Raw genomic sequence first — 8,011 nt, 5'->3', positions numbered from 1 at the left:
AGCTCGTCCAGTCGCCACGCCTCGCAGGCCACGCACACCAGCCCGCGCGCGTGCGTGGCCATGAAGTTGACGGCCTCCGGGGTGATGCGGTCGGCGGCGATCGCCAGGTCACCCTCGTTCTCGCGGTCCTCGTCGTCGACGATGACCACGAAGCGCCCCTGGCGGATGTCCTCGATTGCGTCCTCGATGCGGTCGAGCGGCATCGGTTGCTCGGTGCTCCCTGTGGTGGCTACGCGGGCCGGACGGTGCCGAGCGCGGCCAGGCTGCGCTCCACGTAGCGGGCGATGAGGTCGACCTCGAGGTTGACCAGGCGGTCCACCTGCCAGCGGCGGGCGGTGGTGACGGCGACGGTGTGGGGGATCAGCGACACCGTGAAGCGGCCGTCGAGCACGTCGACGACGGTGAGGCTCACGCCGTCGACGGCGACGCACCCCTTGTCGACGAGGCGGCGGATGACCAGGGGCGGCGCCGCGATCGTGATCCAGCGGGCGTTGGCCTCGTCGCGGCTCTCGGTCACCGTCCCCACGGCGTCCACGTGCCCGGTGACCATGTGGCCGCCGACCCGGTCGCCGTAGGCGAGCGAGGCCTCGAGGTTCACCGGGTCGCCCGGCTCCAGGATGCCGAGGTTGGTGCGGCGGGCCGTCTCGGGCATGACGTCGGCGGTGAAGCCGTGGGCGTCGGCGGCCACCACGGTGAGGCAGCAGCCGTTGACCGCGATGCTGTCACCGACCGCGACGTCGCGCACCACCTCGCGGGCGGCGACGCGCAGGCGGCCCCGCGCCTCGATGGCGTTCTCGGCCACCTCGCCCAGCTCCTCGACGATCCCACTGAACATTCCACTCCACACAGTACGCCGTGCACCGCCCGGGGCGGCCTCGGCGACGAGCGTGTCCAGCTCCCCGGGGCTCATCGCTCGCAGTAGCCCGTGACCACGAGGTCGGGACCGGCCCTGCCGACCTCGACCTCGCGCAGCGCCAGCGCTTCGGCGAGCCGGTCGACGCCGTGACCGCCGACCGCGCCCGGGGAGCCGCTCCCGCCGATCACCCGGGGGGCGACGAAGGCCACCACCCGGTCGACCGCGCCGGCGTCGAAGAGGGCGCCGTGGACCTCGGCGCCGCCCTCGACGAGGAGGCTGATGCAACCCCGGGCGCCGAGGTGCTCGAGGAGCGCGCGGGGGTCGACCCGGCCCTCGGCCTCGGCCAGCGCCACCACCTCCGCGCCGGCCGCCTCGAGGGCGCGGCGCCGCTCGGCGGGGGCACGCGCGGTGCTGGCGATCAGCGTCCCGGGCGGACCGGCCCCGAGCAGCCGCGCGGTGGCGGGCAGGCGCAGCCCGCTGTCCACCACCACCCGCAGCGGCGAGCGGCCGCCGCCGCCGGGCAGCCGGGTGGTGAGCTCGGGGTCGTCGCGGAGCGCCGTGCCCACCCCCACCAGGATGGCGTCGTGGGCGTGGCGCAGCCGGTGGCCCTCCAGCCGCGCCTCCGCCGAGGTGATCCAGCGCGACTCGCCGGCGGCGGTGGCGATGCGCCCGTCGAGAGACATCGCGAACTTGGCGGTGACGAAGGGCAGCCCGGTGGTGATGTGGGTGACGAAGAACTGGTTGAGGCGGCGGGCCTCGTCCTCGCGCACCCCCACCTCGACCTCGATGCCCGCGGCGCGCAGCGCGGCGCTGCCGCGGCCGTCGACCCGGGGGTTGGGGTCGGGCATGGCGATGACGCAGCGGGCCACCCCGGCGGCGATCACCGCCTCCGAGCAGGGCGGGGTGCGGCCGTGGTGACCGCAGGGCTCGAGGGTGACGTAGAGGTCGGCGCCCCGGGCCCGCTCGCCGGCGAGGCGGAGCGCCTCGACCTCGGCGTGGGGCTCGCCGGCGCGACGGTGGTGGCCGGTGGCGACGATCTCGCCGTCGCGGGCGATCACCGCCCCCACCATGGGGTTGGGGCTGGTGGCGAAGTCGGCGGAGGCCGCCGCCGCCAGGGCCGCGTCCATCAGCCTCTCGTCGAGGGCGCGGTCCGCGGCCGCGGTCACCGGGGGGGACGGGGGGCCGGCCGGGGCGGCGCCAGGGTGCCGTCGGGACGCAGCGCCCGGCGTGGCTCCAGGCTGGCGCGAAGCTGGCCGCAGGCGGCCTCGGTGGCGGCGCCGCGAGTGTCGCGGACGGTGGTGCGCACCCCCCGGAGCCCGGCGAGGAAGCGCCGGGTGGCGGCCTCGTCCGGCGGCCCCCAGGGGCTTCCCTCGACGTGGTTCATCGGGATCACGTTGACGTGGGCGCGGGCGGCGTGGGCCAGCCGGCGCAGCCCGGCCGCCTGCTCCTCGGAGTCGTTGACGCCCCCGATCAGGCACCACTCCAGGGAGAGGCGGCGGCCGGTGGCCTCGGCGTAGCCGCTGCCCGCGGCCATCAGGGTCGCGATCGGGTGGGCGCGGTTGAGGGGGACGAGGCGGTCGCGGAGCGCGTCGTCGGCGGCGTGGAGGGAGATGGCGAGGGTGACCGGCAGCGCCTCCCCTGCCAGCCGGTCGATCGCCGGCACCACCCCGCTGGTGGAGACGGTGATCCGGCGCGGGCTGATCCCGGCCTCGCCGGTGAGCAGCCGCAGCGAGGCGACGGTGGCGTCGTAGTTGGCGAGCGGCTCGCCCATCCCCATGTAGACGGCGTGGGTGACCGGCCCGAGGCCGCGGCGGTGCAGCGCCGCCCCCGCCGCCCGGACCTGGTCGACGATCTCCGCCGCCGAGCAGCTCCGCCGCAGCCCGGCGCGCCCGGTGGCGCAGAAGGGGCAGCCCACCGCGCAGCCCACCTGGGTGCTCACGCAGACCGTGGCCCGGCGCGAGCGTCCCGCCGCCGCCGGCGTCTCCATCGCCACCGTCTCGACGGTCAGGCCGCCCTCGAGGTCGAGCAGCAGCTTCACCGTGGCGCCGCCGTCGGCCTCGCTCTCGGCGGCGACCGCGACGGTGCTGAAGCGGAGCTCGGCGGCGAGCGCGCTGCGCGCCGCCGCGGGCAGCTGGCGCACCTCGTCGAGCGAGGCCGCGCCCGGGCGCCACACCGCCGCGTGGACCTGGGTGCCCCGCCAGGCGGGCAGGCCGAGGCGTGTGGCGAGGTCGCGAAGGGCGGCCTGGTCGAGGGTGGAGGCGGGAAGGCTCATGGGTCCGGCACCCATGGTACGGGGGGTAGGCTGGGGCGGTGCGCGAGCTCCTCAGCAGCCTGATCGGCGTGCCCGCCGCGATCCTCCTGGCCGCGGGCCTGGGGATCGTCGCGGTGACCCTGGTCAGCCGGGTGCGTCGCGCCGCCGGCCGCCGGCCGATCCGCTGGGCCCACCTCGTCCTCGGGGTCGGGCTCTGCGGCGCCGGGGTCCTCCTCCTCCAGCTCGACGTCACCGTGCTCGGGGCCCGCTGACCCCACCCGCCTCGTCGAGCGCGCCCGCCGCCTCGCGCAGCCGTCCGGCGGTGGCGTCGCCGGCGGCGAGCGCCAGCAGGGCCGCCGGCGAGCGCCCCGAGAGCTCGGCGCCCCGCTCCAGCAGCCGCACCCCCTCGGCGAATCGCCCCCGGCGGCAGAGCGCCGCCCCGGTGTCGAGGAGGGCGTCCCACCGGGCGGGGTCGACCTGGGCGGCGCGCAGGGCCGCGAGCCGGGCGGCGCGGACCCGGCCGGTGCGGGCGGCGGCGAGGGCGGCGAGGCGCAGCGCCTCCGGGTCCGGGCCCTCGCCGTCGTCGAGGGCCTCGAGCAGGGCCGCGGCGGCGCCGGGGTCGCCGCGGTCGAGCGCCTCGGCCGCCGGCCGGGTTCGCGCGGTGGTGTGGGGGCCGGCCGCCGTCGGCTCGGCCAGCGGCGGGATGGCGTCGACGCGGTGGCGCAGGCCCCGGCGCTCCACGGTGAGCGGGATGCCGGTGGCCAGGCCCACGGCGGCCCCCACCGACCAGAGCCGCAGCGGCGGCGGGGTGGTGGGCAGCAGGGCGGCTCCCAGCAGCGCCAGGGTGGCCGTCACCACCACCGGCAGGGCGGCGGCGGCGAGGCGGTCGGCGCGGCGGGCGCCGGCGGGAGCGGCGAGCCGCCACCGGTAGCGGAGGCTGCGGGGCATCGGCAGCAGCGCCAGCACCACCGCAACCAGCCAGCTGGCCACCGGCTCAGGCCAGCGGTGGTGGTGGCCCGCCCCGGTCAGGCATTGCTGAGCACGGGGATGTTCACCCCGGTCAGCGGGGCCGCCTCCTCCCCCACCAGCCAGGCCACCAGGGCGGCGATCTGCTCGGGGGTGACCCCGGCGGTGAGATGGGGGGCGGCGCGGCGGAGCATCTCGGTGTCGACCGCGCCCGGGCTCAGCGCCAGGCAGCGGATGCGGTGGGGACGGCCCTCGAGGGCGACCGCCTCGGTGAGCGAGATCACCCCCGCCTTGGAGACGTTGTAGGCGGCCAGGCCGGGGAACTTCTCCACGTTCGCCACCCCGGAGAGCGAGGCGATGTTGACGATGACCCCCCCGCCGGAGGCGAGCATCAGCCGCCACGCCGCCCGGCAGCCGAGGAAGGCGCCGCGGAGGTTGACCCCCAGGACCCGGTCCCAGGCGGCGGCGTCGAGGTCTCCGAAGCCGGCCCGCTCGGCGACCGCGGCGTTGTTGACCCAGATCGCGAGATCGCCGAGGCCCGCGGCGGTGGCGGCGACGCGGTCGACGTCGGCCTCGACGGCCACGTCGGCGACCACCGGCACCACCCCGGGGGCGGCCGCCGCGGTGGCCTCGAGCTCCGACCCGGTGCGGGCGGCGGCGACCACCCGGTGGCCGGCACCGGCGAGCCGCAGCGCGATCGCCCGGCCGATGCCGCGACCGGCTCCGGTCACCACGGCCACGCTCGCCGGGACGGGGGCGCCCACCGCTGCATTGTGCCCGGTTCCTGCCACAGCTGGTGGGAACCGGGCGGGCTGACAGCCCCGTCAGACGGGCGGTCGGCGCCCGCCCTCCGGTGCCGTCCGTTTGACATGTGGTCCCCGGGCGGGCTACCCTCTCGCCCCGAATCAGGTCGCATGTTCGTGGCAGACGGCGGCCGGTTTTCCGACCTACCTTCTCGGTCCCATCAATCCGCGTCACATCCTTGTATGGGGGTGCTGTATTTGCGGAGCGGAGTCAAGTTCGCCCTGATCTCAGGGGTGGCGACAGTCCTCGCCGGACTGTGCTCCTCCACGTCGTTCGCAACCACGTCACACTCACCGAGCAACAGCGCGGACACCCGGCGTGAAGCGTTGATGGCTCAGCTCCAGGCGCTGTCCGGGCCGCGCAACCAGGCCCGCGACGATCTCCTCTTCGCGGAGCGTCAGCTGGCGGTCGCGCAGGCCCATCTCAACGCAGCCCGGAACCAGCTCACCTCCCTCAACGAGGCGCTGCTCTCGCTCTCCCGGCGGATCGCCGACGACGAGCACGTCCTCACCACCGCCCGCGCGCAGCTGGGGGCGCTGGTGCGGTCGACCTACGAGGTGGCGGGCTCGGACGGCTTCGCCGCAGCGATCCTCTCCAGCGGCAGCTTCAACGAGGTGATGGACCGGTACCGCGGCGCCGAGCACGTCACCAACCAGGTGAAGCGGCTGAAGAGCACCGTGGAGGGCCGCGAGGGCGCCCTGCTGCAGGAGCGGCGCGACCTCGAGTCCCGATTCGCCCAGGCGCAGGCGCTCGAGGACCAGCTCAGCCAGGACAGCAACCGGATGATCGCCCTGGTGGCCCAGCGCGACATCGCGTTCCAGGCCATCGACGGGCCCCAGCGCCGGCTGGCGCGGGAGATCGCCGACCTCGACCAGCAGCTGGTCCCGCCCGCCACCGGCCTGCTCGGCGGCAGCTGCGGCAACCACTTCGCCTTCGGCCAGTGCACCTACTACGTGGCCACCCGCCGGTGTGTCCCCTGGTTCGGCAACGCGAGCGAGTGGCTCAACCACGCCGCCGCGTTCGGCTTCGCGGTGGGACGCACCCCCCGCAGCGGCGCCATCGCCGTCTGGCGACCCGGGCAGGGCGGCGCCAGCCGCGCCGGTCACGTCGGCTACGTCGAGGCCGTGGGCCCGACCGACGGCGTTCCCGCCGGCTCGTTCAAGGTCTCGGAGATGAACTGGGGCGGCTGGAACCGCGTCAACTACCGCATCGTCGCCGACGACGGGGTCATGGGCTTCGTCTACGCCAAGGAGTGAGGCCGGCTACCGGTCGCCGTGGTGGTCGACGAGGTGACGGTGGAAGAAGCGGTCGCGCCAGAAGATGTCGCGGAAGCGGAAGCGGCCGCCGAAGTTGTCGTCGTCGCCGAACCCGAAGCCGCAGCGTGAGCCGAACACGCCGCAGCCTCCGAACCCGCCGAACCCACAGCCGGGGTCGAGGATCCCGCAGGAGCTGACCGGTACTCCCAGCCCACAGGCGGGGTTCAGCAGGCTGCAGTCGAGCACCGCGCATCCCGGGGCGAGGAAGCCGCAGCCCGCGCTTCCGCAGGCGGCGCCGGAGCACCCGGGGGCCGGCGTCATCCCGGCGCGGGCCAGCTCGATGTCCCGCAGCGAGGGGCCGCCCGCCACCACGGCGGGGCCGGCGACGGTGGCAGCGGCGGGCGCCGAGTGCCCCACGACGCGGGAGCCGGCGACGGCGCCGCCCGCTGCCGACGCGGGGAGGCTGATGCCCCCCACCCCCCAGCCGGGCTCGGAGCGATACTGGCTGGTCACGTCGACGTAGCTGGGGTGCACCGCCGCGCTGGCCGGCAGCACCGCCGTCCCGACCCGCGCCATCGCCGCCGAGGCGAGACCGGAGCCCGTCAGCGCGATCGCCGCCACCACCGCGATCGCGCCGAGGATCGCGAGTCGAATCCTGTGGGTCATCCCGTGCCGCCTCCCTTCCGCCTCCCGTCGTGAACGCTCGCAGCGTGCCACGCGCGGCCGCATTCGGGCAACTTCGCAGCGAAGGATGCGATCTGCGGGCGGCCGCGAGCGGCCGGGACGACCGCCCGGAGCGGGCCCGGGATGCCCCCGGACCCGCCCCGGCGGCGCTCCCCCCTATCCGCCGAGGACGTGGATGGAGAGGTTGTTGAGGCTGTTGTTGAGGACGTTGTTCAGCTCGATCAGGCTGCTGTCGCTCGAGCCACTGTTGCTGTTGTTCGTGTTGTTGCTGCTGCTGCTGCTCGAGCTGCTGCTCGAGTTGGTGTTGCTCCCCGAGCCGGGGTCGTCCCCGCGATGGGTGCCACGGTGGTTGCCGTCGCGATGATCCTTGTCCGCCGGGGTGGCGGAGCTGGAAGCGACCGCGGCGTGGGCTGCCACCGGCAGGGCGGCCAGGGCGCTGACCCCCAGGACCGCGACCGCCAACGCCGGGCGTCGTCTCCGAGTGCGCATCGTCCAGCCTCCATCCAGGGGCGCGTTGCCGCCATAAACCGTCAATATTCGAGACCCCGACAAGAGTACAGCGACGGCGGCCTCCAGTCGAGTTGTGAACGTCCCCCCGCCCGAACTCGTCGGGCCGGAGGCTTGCGCTACAAGGTTTATGGCGCAAACGCCGCATACGTCGCAGGGCGCGACGACTCTCAGCGGAGCTGGGAGTGCGGTTGCGAGGGTGGCGCCCCAGGCCGGTCGAGGGCGTACCAGACCACCTCCAGGTGGTGCCACCGGGCGGCGCCCCGCAGGGAGAGGCCCAGCTTCTCCATCACCCGCCGGGAGCGTGCGTTCCTCGGGGTCGTGATCGAGATCACGCGCGCCACCTCGAGATGGGCGAACGCCGCCTCCAGACTGGCGCGGCCCCCCTCGGTGGCCAGGCCCCGGCCGCGCGCCTCCGGCGCCAGCGTCCAGCCCACCTCGACCGGGGCCGCCTCCAGCGGCCAGTCGTGGTGGCAGAGCAGGCCGATTCGCCCGACCAGGGTGCCGGTGGCTCGCTCCTCGGCCGCCCAGTGGCTGAACCCGTCCGTCTGCCAACGCTCCCGGAACCGCGCCACCTGCGACGCCGTGGCCTCTCGGTCCATCGCCGGCATGTGCTCGAGGTAGCCGGGGTCGGTGTAGATCAGGGACAGCCGGTCGACGTCCCGGTCCTCCCACTGGCGCAGCCGC

At 75.6% G+C, this 8,011-nt stretch carries 11 protein-coding genes; 2 read left to right on the top strand and 9 right to left on the bottom strand.

The window, feature by feature from the left end:
- The 4 genes from VGL20_15870 to rlmN all read right to left on the bottom strand — a co-directional run.
- Positions 1 to 203: 3,4-dihydroxy-2-butanone-4-phosphate synthase (locus VGL20_15870; GenBank protein HEY2705158.1), on the bottom strand; the 203-nt coding region annotated here is incomplete at its 3' end.
- Between the two features lie 26 nt (positions 204 to 229).
- Positions 230 to 910, bottom strand: a complete 681-nt coding sequence (locus VGL20_15865; protein HEY2705157.1) for a riboflavin synthase — start codon at positions 908 to 910, stop codon at positions 230 to 232.
- The gene (ribD, locus tag VGL20_15860) at positions 907 to 2,022 is read right to left on the bottom strand and encodes a bifunctional diaminohydroxyphosphoribosylaminopyrimidine deaminase/5-amino-6-(5-phosphoribosylamino)uracil reductase RibD (protein ID HEY2705156.1); all 1,116 of its coding nucleotides are present in this window, start codon (positions 2,020 to 2,022) and stop codon (positions 907 to 909) included. Before ribD ends, VGL20_15865 begins: the two co-directional genes overlap by 4 nt.
- Positions 2,019 to 3,128, bottom strand: coding sequence for a 23S rRNA (adenine(2503)-C(2))-methyltransferase RlmN (gene rlmN, locus VGL20_15855; protein ID HEY2705155.1), 1,110 nt, complete (start codon positions 3,126 to 3,128; stop codon positions 2,019 to 2,021). The genes ribD and rlmN overlap by 4 nt, the downstream gene beginning before the upstream one ends.
- A gap of 38 nt (positions 3,129 to 3,166) precedes the next feature.
- On the opposite strand from rlmN, the gene VGL20_15850 reads away from it, so the two are divergent.
- On the top strand, positions 3,167 to 3,379 hold the full coding sequence (locus VGL20_15850; protein ID HEY2705154.1) for a hypothetical protein: 213 nt from the start codon (positions 3,167 to 3,169) through the stop codon (positions 3,377 to 3,379).
- Here VGL20_15850 and VGL20_15845 read toward each other — a convergent pair.
- Together VGL20_15845 and VGL20_15840 are read right to left on the bottom strand one after the other, a co-directional pair.
- Positions 3,357 to 4,097, bottom strand: a complete 741-nt coding sequence (locus tag VGL20_15845; GenBank protein ID HEY2705153.1) for a hypothetical protein — start codon at positions 4,095 to 4,097, stop codon at positions 3,357 to 3,359. The two genes, VGL20_15850 and VGL20_15845, sit on opposite strands and share 23 nt — an antisense overlap.
- 35 nt (positions 4,098 to 4,132) lie before the next feature.
- Complete coding sequence (locus VGL20_15840; protein HEY2705152.1) at positions 4,133 to 4,837, bottom strand: SDR family oxidoreductase; 705 nt, start codon at positions 4,835 to 4,837, stop codon at positions 4,133 to 4,135.
- Positions 4,838 to 5,206: 369 nt separating this feature from the next.
- On the opposite strand from VGL20_15840, the gene VGL20_15835 reads away from it, so the two are divergent.
- Positions 5,207 to 6,133: a CHAP domain-containing protein gene (locus VGL20_15835; GenBank protein ID HEY2705151.1), complete on the top strand. Its 927-nt coding sequence runs from the start codon at positions 5,207 to 5,209 to the stop codon at positions 6,131 to 6,133.
- 6 nt (positions 6,134 to 6,139) lie between these two features.
- Here the strand turns inward: VGL20_15835 and VGL20_15830 are convergent, their stop codons facing one another.
- The 3 genes from VGL20_15830 to VGL20_15820 form a co-directional block, all read right to left on the bottom strand.
- The gene (locus VGL20_15830; protein HEY2705150.1) at positions 6,140 to 6,799 is read right to left on the bottom strand and encodes a hypothetical protein; all 660 of its coding nucleotides are present in this window, start codon (positions 6,797 to 6,799) and stop codon (positions 6,140 to 6,142) included.
- Between the two features lie 174 nt (positions 6,800 to 6,973).
- A complete protein-coding gene (locus VGL20_15825) occupies positions 6,974 to 7,279 on the bottom strand; it encodes a hypothetical protein (GenBank protein HEY2705149.1) in 306 nt (101 codons plus the stop codon).
- A 215-nt stretch (positions 7,280 to 7,494) separates the two neighbouring features.
- A partial coding sequence (locus tag VGL20_15820) for a GNAT family N-acetyltransferase (protein ID HEY2705148.1) occupies positions 7,495 to 8,011 on the bottom strand: 517 nt, incomplete at its 5' end.

It is taken from the genome of Candidatus Dormiibacterota bacterium (assembly GCA_036495095.1).
GTDB lineage: Bacteria > Chloroflexota > Dormibacteria > Aeolococcales > Aeolococcaceae > CF-96.
Note: the sequence above shows the minus strand (reverse complement) of the source record. Positions and strands in the feature narration are given on the sequence as shown.

Excerpts from the sequence above, each read along its gene's own strand:
- VGL20_15865 (HEY2705157.1), bottom strand. The coding sequence starts at position 910 with ATGAGCCCCGGGGAGCTGGACACGCTCGTCGCCGAGGCCGCCCCGGGC.
- rlmN (HEY2705155.1), bottom strand. The coding sequence starts at position 3,128 with ATGAGCCTTCCCGCCTCCACCCTCGACCAGGCCGCCCTTCGCGACCTC.
- VGL20_15835 (HEY2705151.1), top strand. The coding sequence starts at position 5,207 with ATGGCTCAGCTCCAGGCGCTGTCCGGGCCGCGCAACCAGGCCCGCGAC.
- VGL20_15830 (HEY2705150.1), bottom strand. The coding sequence starts at position 6,799 with ATGACCCACAGGATTCGACTCGCGATCCTCGGCGCGATCGCGGTGGTG.